General features: G+C 40.1%; 11 protein-coding genes. 5 read left to right on the top strand and 6 right to left on the bottom strand.

Going from position 1 to position 24,483, the window contains the following annotated elements; translation table 11 throughout:
• Positions 1-147 precede the first annotated feature (147 nt).
• Positions 148-1,833 (top strand): sodium/sugar symporter, encoded by a 1,686-nt coding sequence (locus FNW21_RS11820; RefSeq protein ID WP_144256959.1) that lies wholly within the window; start codon positions 148-150, stop codon positions 1,831-1,833.
• 70 nt (positions 1,834-1,903) lie between these two features.
• Here FNW21_RS11820 and FNW21_RS11815 read toward each other — a convergent pair whose 3' ends face one another.
• The gene (locus tag FNW21_RS11815; protein WP_144256958.1) at positions 1,904-2,344 is read right to left on the bottom strand and encodes a LexA family protein; all 441 of its coding nucleotides are present in this window, start codon (positions 2,342-2,344) and stop codon (positions 1,904-1,906) included.
• Between the two features lie 63 nt (positions 2,345-2,407).
• On the opposite strand from FNW21_RS11815, the gene FNW21_RS11810 reads away from it, so the two are divergent.
• On the top strand, positions 2,408-2,920 hold the full coding sequence (locus tag FNW21_RS11810; protein ID WP_144256957.1) for a hypothetical protein: 513 nt from the start codon (positions 2,408-2,410) through the stop codon (positions 2,918-2,920).
• On the opposite strand, the gene FNW21_RS11805 is transcribed toward FNW21_RS11810, so the two are convergent.
• From FNW21_RS11805 to FNW21_RS11790, 4 genes are all read right to left on the bottom strand, one after another.
• Positions 2,912-3,118, bottom strand: a complete 207-nt coding sequence (locus tag FNW21_RS11805) for a hypothetical protein (RefSeq protein WP_144256956.1) — start codon at positions 3,116-3,118, stop codon at positions 2,912-2,914. The two genes, FNW21_RS11810 and FNW21_RS11805, sit on opposite strands and share 9 nt — an antisense overlap.
• A 122-nt stretch (positions 3,119-3,240) precedes the next feature.
• Positions 3,241-15,120: an FG-GAP-like repeat-containing protein gene (locus FNW21_RS11800; protein WP_144256955.1), complete on the bottom strand. Its 11,880-nt coding sequence runs from the start codon at positions 15,118-15,120 to the stop codon at positions 3,241-3,243.
• Positions 15,121-15,315: 195 nt separating this feature from the next.
• Entirely contained in the window at positions 15,316-15,942 is a 627-nt protein-coding gene (locus FNW21_RS11795; protein WP_185963926.1) for a Crp/Fnr family transcriptional regulator, read from the bottom strand.
• Between the two features lie 358 nt (positions 15,943-16,300).
• Positions 16,301-17,566 (bottom strand): Y-family DNA polymerase, encoded by a 1,266-nt coding sequence (locus FNW21_RS11790; protein ID WP_144256953.1) that lies wholly within the window; start codon positions 17,564-17,566, stop codon positions 16,301-16,303.
• A 339-nt stretch (positions 17,567-17,905) separates the two neighbouring features.
• On the opposite strand from FNW21_RS11790, the gene FNW21_RS11785 reads away from it, so the two are divergent.
• A complete protein-coding gene (locus tag FNW21_RS11785) occupies positions 17,906-20,329 on the top strand; it encodes a T9SS type A sorting domain-containing protein (protein WP_144256952.1) in 2,424 nt (807 codons plus the stop codon).
• Positions 20,330-20,407: 78 nt separating this feature from the next.
• Here the strand turns inward: FNW21_RS11785 and FNW21_RS11780 are convergent, their stop codons facing one another.
• The gene (locus FNW21_RS11780; protein WP_144256951.1) at positions 20,408-21,127 is read right to left on the bottom strand and encodes an NUDIX hydrolase; all 720 of its coding nucleotides are present in this window, start codon (positions 21,125-21,127) and stop codon (positions 20,408-20,410) included.
• 497 nt (positions 21,128-21,624) lie between these two features.
• On the opposite strand from FNW21_RS11780, the gene FNW21_RS11775 reads away from it, so the two are divergent.
• Positions 21,625-23,118 carry a xylulokinase gene (locus FNW21_RS11775; protein ID WP_144256950.1) on the top strand — a complete coding sequence of 498 codons (1,494 nt, stop codon included), beginning with the start codon at positions 21,625-21,627 and terminating at the stop codon, positions 23,116-23,118.
• Complete coding sequence (xylA, locus tag FNW21_RS11770) at positions 23,118-24,440, top strand: xylose isomerase (RefSeq protein ID WP_144256949.1); 1,323 nt, start codon at positions 23,118-23,120, stop codon at positions 24,438-24,440. Before FNW21_RS11775 ends, xylA begins: the two co-directional genes overlap by 1 nt.
• The last annotated feature ends 43 nt before the right edge of the window (positions 24,441-24,483 follow it).

The following is a 24,483-nucleotide window of genomic DNA, read 5'->3' as shown; positions in this document are numbered from 1 at the left end:
AAATTTAAACAGATATCGCATTTTATAACGAGTTGTAATAAAGAATTCTAGTCTTATGGTCTAAAATACGATTGCTTTTAGTACAAATAACCACAAATAATACCTCTATTTCATTTATATATTAATTTCTAAAAAACCAAATTACTCATGAGCCAAAACCTTGCTTTTGCGGATTACGCAGTATTTATTATCTATTTTATCGTGGTTTCCACTTACGGATACACCATATATCGCAAGCGCGAAAAAAACGAAGACGACGCCAAAGCCTATTTCCTTGCTGAAGGAACGCTTACTTGGTGGGCTATTGGGGCATCATTGATTGCTTCAAACATTTCGGCGGAACAATTTATTGGAATGAGTGGCGAAGGATTTTTTCTAGGAATTGCTGTTGCTGCTTACGAGTGGATTGCTGCGATTGCTTTGATCATTGTTGCCGTTTGGTTTATTCCTGTCTATCTTAAAAACAAGATTTACACGATGCCTCAATTTTTAAAAACAAGATATAACGAATCAACGGCTTTGATTATGGCAGTTTTTTGGTTGTTTTTGTATGTTTTTGTAAATCTTACTTCTATTTTATACCTTGGAGCTGTTGCTATCAACGGTTTGGCTGGAGGCGAATATTTGCATGCTATTATGATTGGTTTGGCTTGTTTTGCCTTGCTAATTTCCCTTGGAGGTATGAAAGTAGTAGCGTATACGGATGTTATTCAGGTGGCTGTTTTGATCATTGGCGGATTGGTTACGTCCTACATTGCGTTGACTACCGTTGGACACTATTTTGGGTTTGGCGATAATGCGATTGCAGGTTTCAAAGTTTTGATGGAAAAAGCACCAGAGCATTTCAAAATGATTATTCCAAAACCTACGGCTGCTTCTTCGCAATTGGAAATCAACAAGTACCTTACTTTCCCTGGCATGATGTCCTATTTGGCTGGTATTTGGATTATCAACTTGAACTATTGGGGGTGTAACCAATACATTACTCAAAGAGCTTTGGGTGCCGATTTACAAACGGCTCGTACTGGAATTTTGTTTGCAGGTATGTTGAAATTAGTGATGCCACTTATTGTAATGTTGCCTGGTATTGCCGCTTATGTTTTGTATGAAAACGGACATTTACCTCAATTAGTTGGCGGGAAAGACGGTGCCTACTCGGCTATGTTGACCTTCTTGCCTACCGGTTTAAAAGGATTGTCAGTAGCGGCTTTGACAGCGGCAATTGTAGCTTCTTTGGCAGGTAAAGTGAATAGTATTTCTACGATTTATACTTTGGATGTACACAAAAAATACATTCAAAAAAGTGCTACTGATAGAGCCCAAGTAAACGTAGGAAGGTATGCTATTTTTGCAGCGATGCTTCTTGCGGTTATGTTCACCTGGAATGACTTGTTAGGAATTGGTGGTGTGGGTGGTTTCACTTACATTCAAAAATATACTGGATTTATTAGTCCGGGTGTTTTCGCGATGTTTTTCCTTGGAATGTTTTGGAAAAGAACAACTGGAACAGCAGCTATTGTTGGTGTAATTTCAGGGTTCTTATTGTCAGTTTTGTTTAATGAATTTGCTCCAGCATTGTTTGGAAACGAAACAGTATTGTATACGGCTTTTGCCAATGGTAAAGGCGGATTCGAAATTCCTTTCCATATTTGTATGGGATTGTCTTTTGCATTCACCATGCTTTTAATGATTGCCATCAGTTTTGCAGGGCCAAAAGTAAATCCAAAAGCATTCGAATTAGACACAGAAATGTTCAAAGTAAAACCACAAACAACCGTAATGATTGTAATTACGTTATTGATTATTTGTGCTTTGTATGTGAAGTTCTGGTAGTAAAAAATAGTTTTAGTTATCTACAAAGTGTGAAACCAGATTCGTTTGGTTTCACACTTTTTTTTTGTACTTACACTTTTTTAATCACATAAGTAACCATTCCCCAAATGATGAGTTGGTTTTCCTCGGTGACTTTTATGGGTTCGTAATTGGGATTTTCGGGTAGGAGGTACAAGCAGTCTTTGTGAACCTGAATGCGTTTTACGGTAAATTCACCGTCAATGCAACAAATGGCGATTTTGTTGTTTTGTGGTTCCAGACTTCGGTCGACTACCAAGACATCTTTGTCGTTGATTCCGGCATCAATCATGGAATTGCCTTTGACTTTGATGTAAAAAGTTGCCAGTGGATTTTCGCTTAATTCTTTATTCAAATCAATATTACTTTCCATAAAATCAGCTGCGGGTGACGGAAATCCCGCCGAAACTCCTTCTTTTATATACGGGATTCGGACATCGCTTTCAAAGTCAGGTCGGAAGAAAGTTAGTTTTTGTTCTTTTTTTAGGGACATTGTATTTCTAATGATTTAATTTTTATAAAAGTAAATAAAAAGAAGAGATATTAAAATGGCAACTTGAAGTGTCAAAAATTATATGTTTGTGATTGGCATTTTACCGCAAAGGATGCAAAGTTTTGTGTTGTTGTGGATTTTTACCGCAAAGGCGCAAAGAAAAAACCGCAAAGGACGCAAAGTTTTGTGCTGTTATGGGAATTATTGCTAAAGGTTTTTACCGCAAAGGCGCAAAGAAAAAACCGCAAAGTACGCCAAGTTTTGTGTTGTTGTGGATTTTTACCGCAAAGGCGCAAAGAAAAAACTGCAAAGTACGCCAAGTTTTGTGTTGTTGTGGATTTTTACCGCAAAGGCGCAAAGAAAAAACCGCAAAGTGCGCAAGGTTTTGTGTTGATGTGTTCGTGCTGTTGTGGTTTTCGCCGCAAAGGCGCAAAGAAAAAAACCGCAAAGTGCGCAAGGTTTTGTGTTGATGTGTTCGTGCTGTTGTGGGTTTTTACCGCAAAGTCACAAAGAAAAACCGCCAAGGACGCAAAGTTTTACTCCTTTGCGTCCTTGCGGTTTGATTTTTTAAGCTAGTTTTCTATTCTTTCTAAAGGTATAGATTGCAAAAAGAATTCCTGCCAAAGCCAAGAAAACCAATTTCCCGTTTATGGGCATGGGTTCGCCTCCTTCTAGATCTCCTGTGTCCGAATCGTCGCCCGGATCTGCAAAAATCAATACGCTGGAGAATAAACAAACGATTGTTAGGTATAATTTTAATGTGGTGTTTTTCATGTTTTTTTGGATTAAAAAAAAATGGAAAGAAGCTAAAAATTCTAATAAAAGGTTGGACTGAAATGTGTTCCTTTCCTTTCCTTTCCTTTCGATTTTTTCGCTTCTTTCGTTTTTTAGATTATTTAATACATTACTTTTTTGGTTACTATTTTATCTTCATCCGAGGTAATTTGAACCAATATCGTTTGCTCGGCAGCGGTAAATCCTTTCAAGATTGTTGTGTTTTGATTCACTTTTTCTTGTTTGAAAATCAAGCGCCCATTTAGATCATAAACACGTACCGTTTTCATAATTGTCTTGCCAGCGTTGATGTGCACGAGTCCATTTTGTTTGAAAACCAAAACCGAATTGCTCAATTCTTGCTCGTCAAGTCCCAAGGCGGTACTGCTTTTATAAACCAATTCGAACCTATTGTTGAATGTTCCTGTTGTAGCTGTAAATGTGTAGGTGCCTTTTTTCAAATCTTGCGATGTTCCTGTGGTTTTATCATTCAAAAACACGTCTTGATTGCCAGAGAAGAGTCCATCCACGTGGTCGATGCTAATGGTATAGTTTCCAGCTGCATTGGTTTTGAACGTTAGTGGTACCACATCCGCATCTTCAAACGGAAGTCCTTTGGCTTGAATCACAAATTCCTCGTTGTTGATAATCGAGTTCAACGCAATAGGCGAATCGTTTATGGATCGTCCGTCTATCGCTGGGTCGATTCCTGCGGTGGCTCCTGTCATGTAGGCGACCATCATTTGGTTTGCGGGAGCGGCATCTTTGGCAAGGTTTAACCAGATTCTATTTTTCTCGATGGCTTTAGTTTTCAAGAACTGATTGGCGTTATTGGCCGTTCTCATGGCATTGGTAAAAATCAATGCCGTGCTGGTTGACTTGGCTAGAAATCCTTGACCTACTTGGATGGTTCCGTTGGGAACAATACTGCTCAATCCACCCGCATTGGCAGTGCCTCCCGCTTTGGTATAGGTGGCGTAGGATGCTGTTGTACCATTTGTTTTTCTCCAAAAATACAAAGCTTCCGTAAGCGCATTGGCATCAATAAAAGCATCGGCACTGATGGTTGATGGATAGGGATTACCTGTGGCGTTATACGTGTTATTGGTTACTGCAAGTGATACCGTTCCATTGTTTGGAATTCCTGTAAAGCTACCGTTCCAAATGGTTGGCGTTGTTGGGTGGTTATTTGGTATTCTGATTAAGTAGCCTGTTCCTGTTGCGAAATTGGCAGTTGGCGTTGTTGCATTGTATTTATCCGTGGCTGGATTGTAGGTATAAAAACGTGTTGCCAAAGTTGCTGGAGAAAATCCTTGTAACTCTTGCCCCGCAACTGGCGACGACCACAACGTGTAATCGAGAAGCATTAACGCATTACTATTGCGTTTAGATATGATTTTTCCGTTATTTGGAACATCTTCAATCTGAACTAAATTAGAGTTGTTTTCGAAAGTTAAACTAGCCGTTGATGCTACCGTTACTTTTCCAGAAACAGTGAAGTTAAATCCTGTTGGTACCGTTACAACGGCTGCTCCTGTTACGTCAAGGCTACACGCTTCGAGATTTACAGCTTCGGAATAATTGCCGTTGATAATCGCTTTGGAGGTGGAGGTTGGTATGCCGTTGCTCCATGAACCAATGGAGTTTGTTACCGTCCAGGTGGTGGTGGTACCTAATGTTACAGTCATTGTTGTCAATTCAGCACATTGATTGGCATTGGGCGTAAATCTATAAGTGGTAGTTGCCGTGGTGTTTATTGCTGGTGACCAAACTCCTGTTATCCCATTATTAGACATTGTGGGCAAAACAAAAGTACTACCTGAACATATTGGAGCAATTGCAGTAAACGTAGGTATTACTCCTCTACAAACTGTAATAATATACGTTTTTACACTACCATTTTGTGCCGTTACTTTTACTTCAATGATATTGCTACCATCGGTTAAAGCCAATGCTGTTGAGGTACTACCACTTGTTAGAGTCGTAAAACCACCACCGTTTGCTTGTATTTCTATCGTTGCCGAAGCATTTTCTACCGTTGGGGTTACGGTTATAGTGCTTGTAGCATTAGGCACTGTTGCGGTATAAGCAGTTGTTGCCGTTGCAAAAACAGGACTTATGGCTCCTGCGGTTGTGGTTAAGGCACTTAAATTGGCGTTGCTATTATTGTAATAATTGGTTTGAGACGTTTCTACTGCTTGTCTTTCGGCTGTACTCAAAACACTATCAAAAAGCACCAATTCTGTAGTCCAAAAATTAGCAACACTACTGCCGTCATTTCTATTGCCTATTTGCATTGCATTGCCATTATCGGCATAAGCAGCAACCGATTCGTCTCTAGTTTGAATGCCATTGAGGTAGCTATAAAACGTACCCGATGCAGGAATTACAAACGAATATACCGATGCGGGTACTGTAATGCTAACATCGGCTCGTGGTACGGCATCCGATAAATTGCGACCAACAGCTGCTGTTATAGCAGCATTACCAACAGTAAAGTTCCCATCACTATTTGTAAAATCAAAAGGACCAGGAAAATTGGTATTGGCATCGGTATCGGTTCCTGTTTTGGTTACCAATGCCGATGACGTAGTGCTATTTCCTTTTGCAAAACCCACCATAGATGTGGCGTTCGCAAAAAGAGTTGTTTTGATGGTTGCCAAACTAGCGTTGCCAAAATACAAGGCAGGTTTGTTGTTCAAACGATCTACCACGCCTTCATCTACAATTCGGGGTTGTAGGTTGGTGTCGGTTTGGGTAACCTCGTTTCCATAACCACTTTGATCGTACCATTTGGCTACATACCCACTTGATGTTCCTACAAAAGTGGTTAGGGCAGTAGTATCTAATCCTCCATTAGTATCAAAACCAATGTCTAGCACGGAGTCGTCGCTCGCTCGTCTTACTTGTATCGCTTTGCCATTGTACGTGCTTGACAATTTACGCAACGAATAAGCGGTTTTGGCTGGTGTTACGCTTGTTAAACCGATATTGTCGAGCGGATTGAGATTTACTACGGTTACGGTATAGCTTTTTGTATCTCCGTTTTTTGCAGTAACTTTTATTTCTATGGTATTATTTCCTAGGTTTAATGCCAATGCGTTTGAGGCACTACCATTTGTAACAGTAGTAAAACCACCCCCATTTAGTTGTACTTGCACCGTTGCTGTAATATCTTCCAGCGTTGGGATTATTGTTGTGGTTGTTGTGGCATTAGAAACGGCTGCGGTATATGCCGTTGTTGCTGTTGCAAAGGTTGGACTTAATGTGCTTCCTGCTAGGGATAAGGCACTCAAATTGGTATTGTTGTTGGTGTTACGGAATATAGAAAGAGTACTACCATTTCCATTGGCTACCGTTAAGTCGGGCTTGCCATCGCCATCCAAATCGGCAATAACTGCCGAAATAGGAAAAAACCCTGTTGTTAAATCGACTCTGGGGGCAAAACTATCCGTTGTAATAGTACCACTTGTGGCAGTATTTCGCAATAAAGTAAGGCTGTTACTGCCGCCACTGGCTACTGCCAAATCGGGTTTGCCATCGCCATCCAAATCGCCTATGGCTATGGATTGCGGATTTAAACTGGTTGAAAAATCTACTCTGCTTGCAAAACTAGCGTTTGTAGCTCCAGTTGTGGTTGTATTACGAAATACAGAAACTCCAACATTATTATAATTCGCTGTTGCTAAATCCAACTTTCCATCGCCATCCAAATCGCCAATAGCTACGGAATAAGAGATACTCGTGGTTGCATAGTTCACTTTGGTTGCAAAACCAGCTGTTGTAATGCTCCCCATTGTGGTTGTATTACGAAGTACATAAATATTGTTATTTGCATTTCCGGTAACCAAATCGGGTTTTCCATCGCCATCCAAATCTCCAATAGCTATCGAACCACAACTTGACCCTATGTTAATATCCACTTTAGCGTCAAAACTTCCCGATACAATGCTACCACTTGTTGCGGTATTGCGAAATAGGGAAACCGTGCCATCGTAATTTGCAGTAGCTAGATCGAGTTTTCCATCGCCATCCAAATCGGCAACAGCTACTATTTGGGGCCTTGTTCCTGTTGTAAAATCAACTTTGGCGGCAAAACTAGCCGCTGTAATAGCACCAGTTGTGGCTTTATTACGAAATACAGAAACGGTACTGCTGATATAATTTGCTACCGCCAAATCGAGTTTTCCATCGCCATCTACATCGGCAATAGCAACTGAAAAAGGCTTTGAACCCGTTACAAAATCAATTTTTGTAGCAAAACTACCAGCACCAACAACACCGCTTGTTGCGGTATTACGATATACAGAAACGGTATTATTGCTAAAATTTGCCACCGCCAAGTCGGGCTTGCCATCGCCATCCAAATCGCCAACAGCTACGGAATAAGGGTTTGTACCCGTCGCAAAATCCGTTTTGGCTGTAAAATCCGTTGCTGTGATTGCACTTTTTGCAGGACTATAAATAGGGTTAAAATGGTTTAGACTATAACAAGCTAATGCTGTTCCTGTATTCAAAACCGTTATGGGTGCGTAGGTTGCTCCAGCAGGAACGGTAACTGTCAAACTAGTTGCTGTTGCAGCAGTTACCACCGCTTTTGTTGCTCCAAAAAACACCATATTATTGACAGCTGTAGCATTAAAGTTAGACCCTAAAATGGTTACTTCAGTTCCCACAACTCCAGAAATTGGAGTAAAGGAAGTAATCAGCGGAGGCATTGAAGCTCTTGTTACGGTGAGTGTATAATTTTTTATATCACCATTTTGAGCGGTTACTTTAATGGTAATGGTATTATTTCCTTCGTTTAATGCCAATGCTCCTGAAGACGACCCATTGGTTACAGCCGTAAAACCACCTCCATTTATTTGCACTTGTACCGTTGCCGATGTGTCTTCCAGCGTTGGCGTTACGGTGGTGATAGCAGTAGTGGCCGAAACGGCGGTGGTGGCATTATAAGCGGTGGTTGCTGTTGCAAAAACAGGGTTAATTGCTCCTGCGATTGTGGTTAAAGCACTTAAATTGGCATTGTTGTTGGTATTGCGAAATATAGAAAGAGTGCTGCTTCCAGAAGTAGCTACCGCCAAATCGGGCTTGCCATCGCCATCCAAATCGCCAATAGCAACGGAACGAGGATTTGTACCCGTTGCAAAGTCAACTTTGGAGGCAAAACTATCCGCAGCAATTACAACACCGCTTACTGTATTGCGAAAAATCGAAACAGTATCGCTACCATTCGCTACTGCCAAGTCGGGCTTACCATCGCCATCGAAATCGCCTATTACCACGGATTGTGGGTAAGCAGCAGTGGCAAAATCGACTTTGGTGGCAAAACTACTGCTGTTAATAGTACCGCTTGTTGCTGTATTGCGAAATACAGAAACAGTAGGGTTATTATAATTTACCGTTGCCAAATCAAGTTTGCCATCGCCATTTAAATCGCCAATAGCAACGGATATAGAAGCACTCGTGGTTGCAAAATCTACTTTGGTTGCAAAACTAGCTGTTGTTATACTACCCAGTGTTGCTGTATTGCGAAATACAGAAACAACATTGCTACTTAAACTCGTTACCGCCAAATCGGGTTTTCCATCGCCATCCAAATCGCCAATAGCCAATGAATTAAGACTTGATACTGCTATAATGTCCACTTTAGGAGCAAAACTTCCAGATACAATACTACCACTTGTTGCTATATTACGTAATATAGAAACACTGCCACTATAATTTGCAGTAGCTAAATCGGGCTTGCCATCGCCATCCAAATCGCCAATAGCAACTGAACGAGGATAGGTACCCGTTGCAAAGTCAACTTTAGCGTCAAAACTACTTGTCGAAATAGTGCCGCTTGATGCTGTATTGCGTAATACAGAAACGGTATTACCATTAAAATTAGCTACCGTTAAATCGAGTTTTCCATCGCCATCCAAATCGCCTATGGCTACTGAATAGGGATTTGTACCGGTTGCAAAATCAATTTTGGCAGCAAAACTACCAGCTCCAACAGTACCGCTTGTTGCGGTATTTCGATATACGGAAACGGTATTACTGCCATAATTCGCTGTCGCCAAATCGGGTTTTCCATCTCCATCTAAATCACCAATAGCAACGGATATAGATCCGCTCGTGGCTGTAAAATCTACTTTGGGTGCAAAATCAGTTGTTGTTATCGTGCTTTTGGCAGGACTATAAATGGGGTTAAAATTGTTTAGACCATAACAAGCCAATGCTTTTTCGGTATTCAAAAGCGTTATGGGTGCGTAGGTTGCTCCAGCAGGAACAGTAACGGTTAAACTGGTAGTTGTTGCCGCTGTTACTACGGCTCTTGTTGCTCCAAAAAACACCATATTATTGGCAGCAGTTGCATTAAAGTTAGTTCCTAAAATGGTTACCGCAGTTCCCACAACTCCAGATATTGGGCTAAAGGAAGTGATGACTGGCGGAAAGAAAGCTCTTGTTACTGCGAGTGTATAATTTTTTACATCCCCATTTTGAGCCGTTACTTTAATGGTAATGGTATTATTTCCTTCGTTTAATGCCAAGGCACTAGATGCCGTACCGCTTGTTACAGCCGTAAAACTACCTCCGTTTACTTGCACTTGTACCGTTGCCAATGCGTCTTCCAGGGTGGGAGTTACGGTGGTGGTGGTTGTAGTGGCAGAAACGGCGGCGGCACTATAAGCGGTTGTTGCTGTTGCAAATGCGGGGCTTATAGTGCCTGCGGTGGTGGTTAAAGCACTTAAATTGGCGTTGGTGTTGGCATTGCGGAAAATAGAAACAGTTCCATCGTAATTTGTTGCTGCCAAATCGGGTCTGCCATCTAAATCTAAATCGGTAATAGCTATGGAAGTAGGTTGCGTAGTTGTGGCAAAATCAATTTTGCTTGCAAAACTACTTGTGGCAATAGTACCGCTTGTGGCACTATTGCGGAATACCGAAACGGTATTACTACCATAGTTTGCTACCGCCAAATCGGGTTTTCCGTCACCATCTAAATCGCCAATAACCACAGAAAAAGGACTTGAACCCGTTGCAAAGTCCACTTTTGACACAAAACTACTAGTGCTAATAGTACCACTAATTGCTGTGTTGCGATATACAGAAACAACATTGCTATTTAAGCCCGTTACCGCCAAATCGGGTTTTCCATCGCCATCTAAATCGCCAATAGCTACATTACGAGGAAAACTGGCTGTGGCAAAATCGACTTTTGAGGCAAAACTAGCCGTTGTAATAGTGCTAACCGTTGCGGTGTTGCGAAGTACAGAAAGGGTATAACTAGCAGAATTGCTTACTACTAAATCGAGTTTTCCGTCGCTATCCAAATCTCCTATTGCCAGTGCAATAGGATTGCTACCGGTTGCAAAGTCCACTTTTGCAGCAAAACTACTTGCGTTGATGCCAGTTGTTGCGGTGTTGCGAAATACCGAAACGCTATCTGCACCTATATTAGCTACTGCCAAATCGGGTTTTCCATCGCCATCCAAATCGGCAATGGCTATGGAAATAGGGTTAGTAGCTGCTACAAAATCGACTTTTGTGGCAAAACTGCTACCGCTAATAGTACCACTTGTTGCGGTGTTGCGTAATACAGAAATGGTGTTGGCGCTATAATTTGTTACCGCCAAATCGAGTTTTCCATCGCCATCCAAATCGGCAATGGCTACCGATCTAGGATTACTACCAGTTGAAAAGTCTACTCTGGTAGCAAAATTACCCGATGCAAGACTGCCGCTTGTTGCAGTATTCCGAAATACAGAAACGCTATTACCAAGGTAATTAGTCACCGCTAAATCGGGTTTTCCATCGCCATCCAAATCGCCAACAGCCACTGACATAGGTTGTGCACCCGCTCCAAAATCGACTTTGGGTACTAAATCCGTTGCTGTTATTGCATTTTTTGCAGGGCTATACACAGGATCAAAGCTACTTAAACTATAACAAGCCAATACTGTTCCGGTATTCAAAACCGTAATTGGGGAGTATGTTGCTCCAGCAGGAACAGTAACCGTTAAACTTGTAGCGGTTGCCGTAGTTACGACAGCTTTTGTAGCTCCAAAAAACACAATATTATTGGCGGCTGTGGTGTTAAAGTCCGTACCCGCAAGCGTTACAGTACTACCCACAACTCCCGAAATAGGACTAAAAGAAGTAACAACTGGCGGAAATGGTTTTGGTACTGTTATGGTGTAGGTTTTAGTAGTGCCATCTTGTGCGGTAACCACTACTGTAATTGTATTGCTGCCCACAGTCAAATTAATAGCTGTCGATGCCGACCCACTGGCTACGGCAGTTCCGTTTACGGTAATGGTGGCATTGGCATCGGCTTTGGTTGGCGTAAGAGTTAAGATACTTGTAGCACCCGTTACGGCAATAGTGTAACTTGTTGTAGCGTCAGAAAACACAGGGCTTAATGACCCAATTGATGAGGTTAAGTTGCTTAAATTGGCATTGCCATTATTGTAATAATTTTTTTGTGACGTTTCGACTGCTTGTCGGTCTATGGTGCTCAAAACACTATTGAAAAGCACCAATTCGGTGGTCCAAAAATTGCCCGAACCATTGCCATCATTTCGATTGCCTATTTGCAAAGCGTTTCCATTATCGGCATAAGCCACAACAGTACTGCTACTGCTTTGTATGCCATTTAGATAGGAATAAAAAGTACCCGAAGCTGGTATTACAAACGAATATACCGATGCTGGAACAGAAAGACTTACATCGGATCTTGGGGTGCTATTGGCTATATTATTGTTGGATCCAGCTATTGCACTAGCATTACCTACATAAAATTCGCCTGCACTATTGCTAAAATCAAAAGGGGCTGGATAATTGGTATTAGCATCCGCAGAAGTACCTGTTTTAGTAACCAAGGATGATGGTGTGCTGCTGTTTCCTTTTGCAAAACCAACCATAGAAGTGGCGGTATCAAAAATAGTAGTTTTGGCGGTTGCCAAATTGGCGGTACCAAAATAAAGTGCGGGTCTGTTGTTTAGTTTATCTATAACACCTGCATTTACAATTCGAGGTTGCAAGGCGGTATTGGTTTGAGTTGCCTCGTTTCCATTGACACTTTGGTCGTACCATTTGGCTACATACCCACTCGAACTGCCTACAAATGTTGTTAGAGTAGCGGTATCCAGACCACCATTTGCATCAAAACCAATGTCCTGCACAGTATTGTCGGAGCTTCTACGCACTTGTATTGCTTTGCCAGTATAGGTGCTTGATAGCTTACGAAGCGAATAGGCCGTTGCGGCAGGCGTGGTGTTTGTTAAACCAATATTGTTCAAAAGAGCGGCTCTCTTTATCGTTAGCGTGTGCCATTTTGTAATGGCATTTTGAGCCGTAATCGCAATGGTAATGGTGTTGCTACCCACACTTAAATTAATAGCTCCCGATGCTGTACCACTGTTAACTGCGGCCCCATTTACAAGAATGTTGGCATTGGCATCGGCTTTGGTTGGCGTAACGGTTATGGTGCTGGTTGCATTGGATACGTTTATAGTATAGGCGGTAGTTGTAGCGTCAAAATTAGGATTTAAGGTACCTGCACTTGTTGTTAAACCACTTAAATTATTGTTATTAGAGGTATTCCGAAACACCGAAACGGTATTTTTGCTGGCACTTACTGCAGCCAAATCGGGTTTTCCATCGGCATCCAAATCGGCAATGGCAACGGAATGAGCGTTAATACCTATTGCAAAATCGACTTTGGAAGCAAAACTGCTTGAAGTGATATCCCCAGTTGTAGTTGTATTACGCAATACAGAAACAAAACCATCGGCATTGGCTAGGGCCAAATCGGGTTTTCCATCGGCATCCAAATCGCCAATAGCAACCGACCAAGTATTGTAAGTCGTTGCAAAGGTAACTTTGGGAGCAAAACTGCTGGCGGTAATTGTGCCTGCGGTGGCGGTATTGCGATATACAAAAACATTTCCGTATAGACTTGTTGCCACTATATCTGACTTTCCATCGGCATCCAAATCGCCAATAGCTATGGATTGTGATTGTAAATTGGAATCAAAATAATCGACTCTGGGTTCAAAACTATTGGCTGTAATAGTGCCAATGGTTGGTGTATTGCGCAATACCGAAACGCTATCGACACCCGAAACGGCAATATCTGCTTTGCCATCTCCATCCAAATCGGCAATGGCAACTGTATAAGGAAAGCTAGCCACCGGAAAATCGACTTTGCTGGCAAAACTAGCTGTGGTAATGGCTGCATTGCTTGTGGTGGTATTCCGAAATACGGAAATGCTATTGCTCAAATTATTAGCCACCACTATTTCGGGCTTGCCATCGCCATCCAAATCGCCAATGGCAGCGAAGGCAAGTCCAGATCCTGTTGCAAAATCCACTTTGGCATCAAAGCTACTTGTGGTAATTGCTCCCGTTGTTGTTGTATTGCGAAAAACGGAAACCGTATTACTCTCTTGATTTGTAACCACTAATTCGGGTTTGCCATCGCCATTCAAATCGCCAATACGTATAGAAAGTGGATAGGAAGCTGTGGCAAAATCGACTTTGGTGTCAAAACTGCCTGAACTCACACTACCGCTTGTTGTTGTATTACGAAATATTGAAATGGTATTTCCTTCGGAATTGGCTACTACCAAATCGGGCTTTCCATCGCCATCCAAATCGCCAATGGCTACAGAATTAGGATGATAACTCGTTGTGAAATCTGTCTTGACAGAAAAATCACTCACCGTTATACCTGTTTTTGAAGGAGTATATACAGGAGTAAAATTGCTTACACTATAACAAGCCAATGCCGTTCCGGTATTCAAAACCGCAATAGGTGAGTATGTTGCACCCGAAGGCACCGTTACCGTTAAACTTGTTGCGGTTGCAGCAGTAACTGTAGCTTTTGTAGCTCCAAAAAACACGCTATTGTTTGCGGTAGTAGTATTAAAGTTGATTCCTGTAAGGGTTACAGTAGCTCCGACAACGCCCGAAATAGGACTGAATGTGGTAATAACAGGAGTGATCACTGGCGGAATTATAACACTTACTGGGGTTCTATCGCTTTCGCAACTCGCCTTGGTTTGCGTAACATAATAGGTGGCGGTTGCCAAAATTGCGGTTGTTGCCAAAGGCGTTCCTGCTGTTGCTGCCGAATACCATTTTATGGCGGTTCCGGTGGCGGTTAGGTTTGCCACCGTTGCCCCTAACGGCAAATTTTGTGGACTTGACACTACCAACGGAACATAAGCTGGAGTTGTATTGCCTGATGCAACACCCCCAGATGAAACCCAATTAGAGGTGCTAGATCCAGAACCAAAAGCTCCTGTCCCTAAACTAAAATTTTCTAATGAAGCATTGTAATTGTTGCCACTAGAATCGGTTAGGATTGTTACACCTGAATTATTTGACGCTGCAAAACCTTGATTGAATGTATAATAAACAGACAAACCCGTTTGCCCCGATGCCAGTTCATTGTTCAGATTATTCAAGATTTCGCATTTTTGCAAGGCTCTGTTCCAAATCCGTACCTCATCTATTTTGCCTTCATAAAGAGTGGGTTCGGAGGCGTTTTTGCCCAATGCTAATTTATGAGTGCCATTCATCAGCAAAGGTGTTCCCGAGAAAGTTCCTGTACCAATGGGGTTGCCATTTGCATAAATAGTATAACCAATTGGCGTAACTACATAAGCCAGATGAAACCAAGTACCAGCAGTATAATTATAGCTAGCATCGGCGGCGGTGGTAAGCCAAGAGCTTCCGTTGCCTATGTCGGCGTGGATGGTATTGCCTGCTTTCAGTTGTATATCAAACGAATATTCTCCAGCATCTCGAGTACTCACAATGTGCATTGTTTTGTAAGTATTAGTCGGATTTACCCAAGCTTCGACTGTAAACGAACCGCTAATGGATGGTGGAGTATCTAAAACAACATAATCATTTACACCATCAAAATCGAGTGCGGCACCCAGTTGCGAATAGGAAATAGAACAAATAAAAAGCGTGAATAGAAGGGCGTAAAAATGTTTCATAATAACTAATTTTGAGGTATTATACCAAAGAATTTATACTTCAAAATTAGCTTTAAAATTATTAGCAAAACGGAAAGTTTCAAAATACAAAAGCCAATTGAAAAAAATAAAAAAATATAACTAATTGATTTTTAGTTTTTTATGTTGTTTTTTTTAAAATAACTAAATTTTCAATCAATCATTATTTGACAATTGTCAAACTTTATTTTCAGAATGGTTGCGAATTTGCCCTCGAACCCGACTTAAAGTTTCGAGGTTGATTCCCAAAAAAGAGGCAATATAGGTAAGCGGAATTCGAGTGGAAAGGTGTTGGTACGTTTTTAGGAAATATTCGTATTTTTTTTCAGCCTTGCTCAACCGAGCAATTAAGGCTCTAATTTCGGCATCGGCATAATATTTTTCGTAAATGCGTCGCGCCATAATGTTGGTTTCAGGCTCTATATCATACAAGCGATGTAAATCCGAGTGGCTCATCCCAAGCAGTTCCGAATCCTCTATGGCTTCCATGTTTTCAAAACTTGGTATTTGTAGTACAAAACTATGAATGGAGGCAACCAACTCATTTTCGACTGTTATCCAGGTGGTAATGTCTTTTTTTCCCTCTTTAACATATCCCCGAACTGCTCCTTTGTTTACAAAATAAATCATATCGCAAATTTCGCCTGATTTATGCAGTTTCTTGCCTTTGCGTACTTGTATTGGGTAGGTGTTTTCTGTTAAAAAAGTTCGTGCGGCTTCATTAATTGGATAAACACTATTAAAAACATACAAAAGAGTAGCAGCTTCTTCGGGAGTGCTATGTTGTTGGTTGTTACTAATCAATTTTTTATTTGGTATTTAGCTATTTAATAAGACAATTAGCTCATTATCAGAAGTTTTATAATGATTCAAATGTACAATTTGTTAGTGTTAAAAACAAAAAATGACGCTTACTATAAGCGAACACCTTTATTATTATATCTTTTTGGTTATTGTTTTTACCGCAAAGTGCACAAAACCTTGTATTTTTGAGGGTTTTTTACTGCAAAGGCGCAAATGAAAAACCGCAAAGTACGCAAAGTTTTGTGCCTTTACGTCCTTGCGGTTTGATTTATTAAGCTAGTTTTTTATTCTTTTTTAAAAACAAAATGAATTAATTTGAATCCTAACATTGCAATACATAATAAGTGAACGCCCTTTGTTATATTTCTAATATCTCTTTGAAATTAGTAGTGTATTTGGGGGATAAATGCTTTTGATTCATATTCCACGTCAGACTCAAATTTTGGGAGGCAAGTTTTACTTTGGTACTGCCAATTTTGTGATTCAATTTGTCCATTGCTTTCATTAAAGCCAAATGTTTGGGGTTTTCTTCATCAAATAATTGGAATTGTTTTTGGTTTTCGTTAACTAATTCGGTTACAATAACGCCTGCTTTTTTGAACTTGATTCCCTCATTGCCTTTGTGTAATTTTTTTAGCATTTCGACTGCGGTATTCGAGATGGTCAACGTCGAATTCGTTGCAAAGGGCAGCGTTACCGCCATATTAAAATAATATTTAGATGTTGCGACTGAATGTTTATCGATGACCAGCATGACAATAATAGTATGACAGCAGGAATGTTGCTTGCGCAGTTTTTCGGCACAAACGGCTGCAAAAGTAGTCACTCGTTCCCGTAGTAAATCATATTCGGCTATTTGTTTGGGGAAACTTCTAGTGGTAGCAATGCTCTTTTTTTGTTCAGGAATGGGTTCTAGATTCAAAACCGATTTTCCTTCCAATTCGTATTTTAAACGAAGCCCCACAACGCCCATTTCTTTCTTAATCCAAGCTTCGTGTTGCGGTTGTATAAAGTCGAATGCCGTATGGATATGGCGAAGTTTGACTTTTTTAAGTGTGCGATGACCTATGCCCCAAACATCTTCAATCTTGGTCCATTTTAAGGCTTTGATCCGCTTTTCTTCGCTGTCAATGACATAGACGCCTTTGGTTCTGTCCTGAAATTTTTTGGCAATTTTATTCGCTACTTTTGACAATACTTTGGTTTCGGCAAAGCCAATGCAAACGGGAATACCCACCCATTTTTGAATCCTATTTTTCATTTGAAGTCCATAATCATGATAGTCCAAAATGTTCAAACCATCAAAATTCAGAAAAGCTTCATCAATACTGTAGATTTCAACATTAGGGGTAAATTGTCCTAAAATTGCCATTACCCGATTACTCAAATCCCCATAAAGGGCGTAATTTGACGAAAAAAGCTGAACGTTTTTTTCTTTGACTAAATCTTTGATTTGAAATGCGGGAGCACCCATGGGAATTCCAACGGCTTTGGCCTCGTTGCTTCTCGAAATAACACAGCCATCATTATTGGATAATATTGCAACCGGTTTCCCGTTGAATTTCGGTTGAAAAACACGTTCGCAGGAAGCATAGAAATTATTACAATCAACTAAAGCATACATGCCACAAAATTACGGAATAGTGGCGGATGCTTTTGGGTAACGAAAGTTAATTTTTGTGACTGTTGATAAGTTAGTCAGTATGGCTATAAGGCATTCCTTGGCACGTCAATTTTAAGAATTATATCCTTTTAAATTAGTATTTTCTTTACAGTTAATTCCATTTGAAAAAAGGATTAAATGCAGTTCATTAGAATTTGGTACTATTCTCCCAATGGATTGATAATTATGAAATTTTAGGGATTAATTATTGCCAATTTAAAAATAATAGCTATACTTGTAGTCAAATTAACCATAAGAATATAATTCTATTGGTTTTTTAAATTTTAGACAAATAGTAAAATGATGAAAAAGTATTCCTTATTGTTTTTAATCGTATTGTGTTCCTTGACGAGTGGGGCACAAACTGCATGGAAAAATGTGCAAATTGGTGGTGGTGGTTTTGTGACAGGAATCGTTACTAGCAAGACCGAAGCCAATCTAAAATACGCCCGTACCGATGTGGGTGGCGCTTATAGATGGGATGTGAGTACAGCAAGATGGGTGTCATTATTGGATTGGGTAAGTACTGATCAAGTGGGTTATATGGGTGTCGAAGCAATTGCTATTGATCCGCAAAACAACAACGTAGTCTATTTGTTAGCGGGTACAGATTATTTTAATAGTGGCAAAACGGCAATACTAAAATCAACCGATAGAGGGAATACCTTTACCGAAACAATCGTGACTTCGCAATTTAAAGCACACGGAAATGGTATGGGACGCTCAAATGGGGAACGTTTGGTTGTAGATCCTAATAATTCTACTATTCTTTTTTGTGGGACTCGACGCAACGGATTGTTTAAGAGTACCGATGCTGGAGCAACGTGGACAAGTGTATCAGGATTGCCAGTTACTACAACAACTAATGATAACGGAATTTGTTTCGTAGAATTTGATCCTTCAACTGCATCAGGAGGAAATACACAAACGCTATATGCTGGGGTTTCTAGAACTGGAGCGGCTAATTTGTATAAAAGTACGGATGGAGGAACTACTTGGACAGCCGTTGCAGGAGCCACAACAACGTACATGCCACAGCGCGCCGTATTAGATTCAAATGGGACATTAGTAGTAACGTATGCCGATAAAGAAGGCCCATGGAATTCGGCTGATGGACAAATCTGGAAACTATCAAAGGCAGGGGTTTTGACTAATATTACACCAAGCGGTTTTGCAAAACCATTTGGGGGAATTGATGTAGATCCTGCAAATCCTCAACGGTTGCTTGCATCTACAATAAATACGTATTTACTGCAATACACACCTAGTGGCGGATCTGGAGTTTATGGAGATCGCTTTTTTTTAAGTACTGATGGAGGGGCTACTTGGCGGGATTTAGTAGGAACATCAGGAATAACAATGAATGACAATGGGTGTACTTGGATTTCGGGAGCTGCAGCCTCTATGCACTGGGCTGGCGATATTAAATTCAACCCTTTTGATACTACTCAAGCCAGTGTGGTATCAGGAAACGGAATTTTCACTTGTACGAATGTTGATGCCGCCAAAACCACTTGGAAATTTGACGCAATTGGTTTAGAGGAAACCGTTCCGCTAGATCTTATCAGCATTCCAAGCGGGCCAGTTATGAGTGTTATAGGGGATTATGATGGCTTTAAGCATACTGATGTTACTGCTTTTGCACCGCAACATGCACCCGCTATGGGAACGTCTACAAGTATTACTTATGCCGCAGCCAATACCAATAAAGTGGTACGACTAGGAGATAAAATGTATTATTCTTTAGACCAAGGCGCAACCTGGACAGTAACCGCAGGAGCCTTAATGGGAAAAAGCGGTAGAGTTGCCTTATCTGCTGATGGTGCCAAAATACTACATTGCCCAGCAAATTCAAGTGTTACCTATAGAAGTATTAGTAATGGAAATGCGTGGACAACTTGTAATGGTTTGACCATCACGGATGCCGTTCCAGTATCTGATCAGGTGACTGTTAATAAATTTTATGCTTATAACAATACCACTGGGGATGTACTGGCGAGTACTAACGGAGGAACAAATTTTACATCAGTAGGAAATGCAGGAGCTTGGGGTTCAAAAATCATGCGTGCCGTACCCGGAAATGCAGGACATCTTTGGATTGCGATGAATGGTAGCGGATTAAAACGTTCTATTGATGGTGGTGTTACGTTTACCGTTCCTTCTGCTACTGTTACTGCGGCAACGGCTGTAGGAATAGGAGCTGCAGCACCGGGTGCATCCTACCCAACGGTTTATATTTGGGGAACTGTAAGTGGTGTGAGTGGCGTTTTTCGTTCCATTGATCAAGGGGTAAATTGGTTGCGAGTTAATGATGATGCGCATGAATATGGCGGAATTGGGAACGGACAATTTGTTGTTGGTGATATGAATACCTTTGGGAGGGTTTATATGAGTACCGTGGGGAGAGGAATTGTATATGGCGATAGCGGTGCTATACTTGGATTACCCAATATCGAAAATAGTAAAAAGCGAATGACAATTGCAGCATATCCTAATCCTGCCAAACAAGATTATATTCAGGTTCAATTACCAGAGGGTATAAATGATTCCTTTGTAACGGTTGGAATTTATGATGTACTAGGAAAACTATTGAATCAGGAAATATACAACGTAACCAATACGACTGTAATGGTATTGCTGAATAAAGCCCCAAATGGAATTCTTGTTTTGAAAGTAAAAACGAGCGATGGTAAATATGGCGTTGTGAAGGTTTTAAAACAGTAACGTTTTTTAGAAACGCATTCATAGTCATAAAAAAAACCGAGAACTTTTTTAGGTTTCTCGGTTTTTTTATGCGGTTTTTTAAAACTCAAAATTAAATCCTTTTTGAGTGAGTTTGGTGTAAATCTCCGAATCAAATTTATACAATTGTGCCGCTCTATGCGAAACATCTTGCTGCTTTTCGTCCAAAGCGAGTAATAGTTTCATGTGCAAAATTTTTCTTCTAAAATTGGATTTGTCCATTTCAACACCCAATATTTCTTCGTACAAATGCATTAATTGCAACAACGTGAATTTTTCAGGCAAAAGATTGAAACCTATGGGTGCTTGTCGTACTCGGTTTCGCAGGTGTTTCAAGCTGTAATCTAGGATTTCGTTGTGGTCGTAAATTAAATTTGGAATTTCATTGATACGATACCATTTGGCATCAGCCGCCGTAAAACCTGCTTTTACATTGTAATCTTCTCTTTTAATTAAGGCATAATAGCCAATGGTGATAACCCTTCTTAACGGGAAACGATCAGGTGCTCCAAAAGCCTTAAGTTGTTCCAAATAGATATTGTCTAATCCAGTAAGCTCGCCTAACAATCGATGGGCGGCATTGTCAATGCTTTCTTTTTTCTTGATCCAACCTCCGGGCAAACCCCATTTTCCTTTGCTTATTCCTTCGGCATGTTGTACCAAAAGTACTTCGAGAATTCCGTTATCAAAACCAAATATTACACAGTCAATTGTGATGGCATTCATAGCAGATTGCTCTACTAATACAACAGATTCGGTATCGGTACTTTTTTTTATCATGAAAAAATAAATTTTTACGAAAATAAACAAATTTCGAATAGTAAGCTTGTGTTAAATCAGGTTATTTAAAAAAAGAATTTACTGCTAATTGTTTAAAAACACATGGTAAAAACATAAATACTTAACAGTCAATATTTTGAATAAAAAATAGTATTCTTCTTTCCTCGTATTTATAGCTTAAGTGGCTGTTTTATAGACTAATAAAAGCGATTGCTTTTGCTCGTTAGTGTTGCAAAATCGCTTTTGACATTTGTTAAATACCTATTTAAAACACAATTAATTATTAATAATCATTTTTTAACCTTAATATTTTGTTAATCTAAAAAAAATGTTTTACACTTGTAGTCAAATTAACCATAAGTAATATAGTTATTTTAACCATAAGGGTTGAAATTGAGTTTGAAATCAATAAAAAAGAGTGTTACGCTCTTTGTAAAATGGAAAACAAACGTTGATTTGAAAATTCAAAAAAACGAATAACATATAAAAACAAAAACATGTATTTTTTAGGAATCGATTTAGGAAGTTCATCTGTAAAACTATCAGTATTTGATGCCGAAAAGGGGTGTACTGTTGGTGCAGTAACCGCGCCTGAATTCGAAATGGATATCATTGCACCCGCTTTTGGTTGGGCAGAACAAGATCCAAATTCTTGGTGGGAGTACGTTAAGGATGGTATTCAAGCTTTAAAAAACAAAAAAAATATTGATCTAAAGCAAATTGCAGGTATTGGAATTGCGTATCAAATGCATGGATTGGTATTGGTGGACGAAAACCTAAATCCTGTTCGTTCTTCTATTATATGGTGCGACAGCCGTGCCGCAGTAATAGGAAATGAAACCTATGATTTAATGGGGCATGACTATTGTCAACAGCAAATTCTAGGAAGTCCGGGTAATTTTACGGCTTCAAAATTGAAATGGGTTCAAACCAATCAACCTGAAGTTTTTGAAAAAGCAGCTTACATGATGCTTCCGGGTGATTTTATTGCTGCTAAACTTTCGGGTGTGGCGCAAATCAGTACTTCGGGATTGTCCGAAGCTGCTTTGTGGAATTTCTCTAAAGGAAGTTTAGCCACCGAAGTCTTGCAGGCTATGGGACTTCCAGACAATATCATTCCTGAAATTGTACCTAATTTTGGCTATCAAGCTACGATACATCCTGATGTTGCATTTGAATTGGGATTACATACCGCTGTAAAAATAACCTATCGCGCCGGAGATCAACCCAACAATGCGTTGTCATTGAATGTTTTGAAACCGGGTGAAATTGCTACAACTGCAGGAACTTCGGCAGTGATTTATGCTGTAAGCGACTCGGATAATTACGACAAAGAAAACCGCATTAATACTTTTTTGCATGTTAATAATACCCCTTTAGAAAAAAAGAATGGGGTACTGCTTTGTATCAATGGCTCTGGAATTTTGTACCAATGGTTGCGCAAAATCATGTCGGTAAATAGTAATGATTTAATAGCTTACGAAAAACTAAATGCAGAAGCCGCAAAATTAAAAGCAGGAAGTGAAGGCTTGCGTTTTTATCCTTTTGGAAACGGTGTTGAGCGCATTTTTAATAATAAAAAAGCCAATTCGGGCATTCAAAATCTAAACTTCAATATCCATCAATCGAGTCATCTTGTTCGTTCCGCTTGCGAGGGAATTGTGTTTGCCATGAATTACGGTTTTGATGTGATGAAATCCGTAGGGGCTGGTGGTGAAATGGTGCGAGCTGGAAATGCGAACTTGTTTTTGAGTCCCGTTTTTAGAGAGATTTTTACAAATACTACCCAAACAACTTTAGAATTATACAATACCTCTGGTGCCGAGGGTGCTGCTCGTGGTGCTGCTTATGGGTATGGCTATTATGCCTCGCTCGAAGAAGCTTTTGCAGGGCTGAAATGTATTGAACGAATAGAACCAAATCCAATCCTGACCGCCCAATATCAGGATATTTATCAAGAATGGAAAAACCATATTAATATTGAAATATAATGAATACGACTAAACAAACCTATTTTAAAAACATCGATACTATCAAGTTTGAAGGTAGAGAAAGTGATAATCCACTTGCTTTCAAATGGTATGACGAAAACCGAGTGGTGGCAGGAAAAACATTGAAAGAACACTTGCGCTTTTCAATGGCCTACTGGCATACCTTATGCAATACAGGCGGAGATCCTTTTGGTACAGGAACCGAAACTTTTTCTTGGAATAAAAACGAAGATGCTGTTGCCAGAGCCAAAGATAAGATGGACGCTGCTTTTGAATTTATGAGCAAATTAGGGATTCCTTACTATTGTTTTCATGATTTGGATCTTGTGGACGAGGCACCCACTTTGGAAGAATTTGAAAGTCGTGTGCAAGAACTCGTGGCTTATGCTAAAATTAAGCAAGAAGAAACGGGGATTAAACTCTTGTGGGGAACTTCGAACTTGTTTAGCAATCCTCGCTATATGAATGGAGCATCAACCAATCCTAATTTTGATGTAGTCGCTCATGCAGCGGCTCAAGCCAAAATTGCTATCGATGCGACTATTGCTTTAGGAGGCGAAAATTATGTGTTTTGGGGTGGTAGAGAAGGCTATATGAGTCTTTTGAATACCGATATGAAAAGAGAATTAGACCACATGGGGCAATTCTTGACTATTTGTAGGGATTATGCCCGTAAGCAAGGTTTCAAAGGAACTTTTCTTATTGAGCCAAAACCTATGGAACCTATGAAACACCAATATGATTTTGATGCCGCTACTACTTTAGGTTTTTTACACAAATACGGACTTCAAAATGATTTTAAACTGAATCTTGAAGTGAATCATGCTACTCTTGCTGGGCATTCTTTCGAGCATGAATTGCAAGTAGCTGTTGATGCTGGGATGTTAGGAAGTATTGATGCCAATCGTGGCGATTATCAAAATGGATGGGATACGGATCAATTTCCTGTTGATGTTCACGAAATTACACAAGCCATGCTAGTGATTCTAGAAGGTGGCGGCATTCAAGGCGGCGGAATCAACTTTGATGCTAAAGTGCGCAGAAATTCAATCGATTTAGAAGATAAATTCATTGCGCATATTGCAGGGATGGATGTTTTTGCTAGAGGACTTATTTGTGCAGATCAAATTCTACAAAATACAAATTACAAAAAATTACGTGAACAACGTTACGGATCATTTGACGGGGGCAACGGAGCAAAGTATGAACAGGGAACACTTACTCTGGAAGCACTTAGCGAGATAGCACGTGCAAACGGAGAACCAAAACCTTTGAGCGGGAAACAAGAATTATTTGAACAAATAATTTCCAACGCTTACTAGTGTAGTATTACAACAATTATTAACTAAACAAATTAACCAATTC

Origin of the sequence: Flavobacterium restrictum, assembly GCF_007097245.1 — a bacterium.
Taxonomy (GTDB): domain Bacteria; phylum Bacteroidota; class Bacteroidia; order Flavobacteriales; family Flavobacteriaceae; genus Flavobacterium; species Flavobacterium restrictum.
The sequence above is the reverse complement of the archived record's forward strand: the minus strand, read 5'-3'. Positions and strand labels throughout refer to the sequence as shown.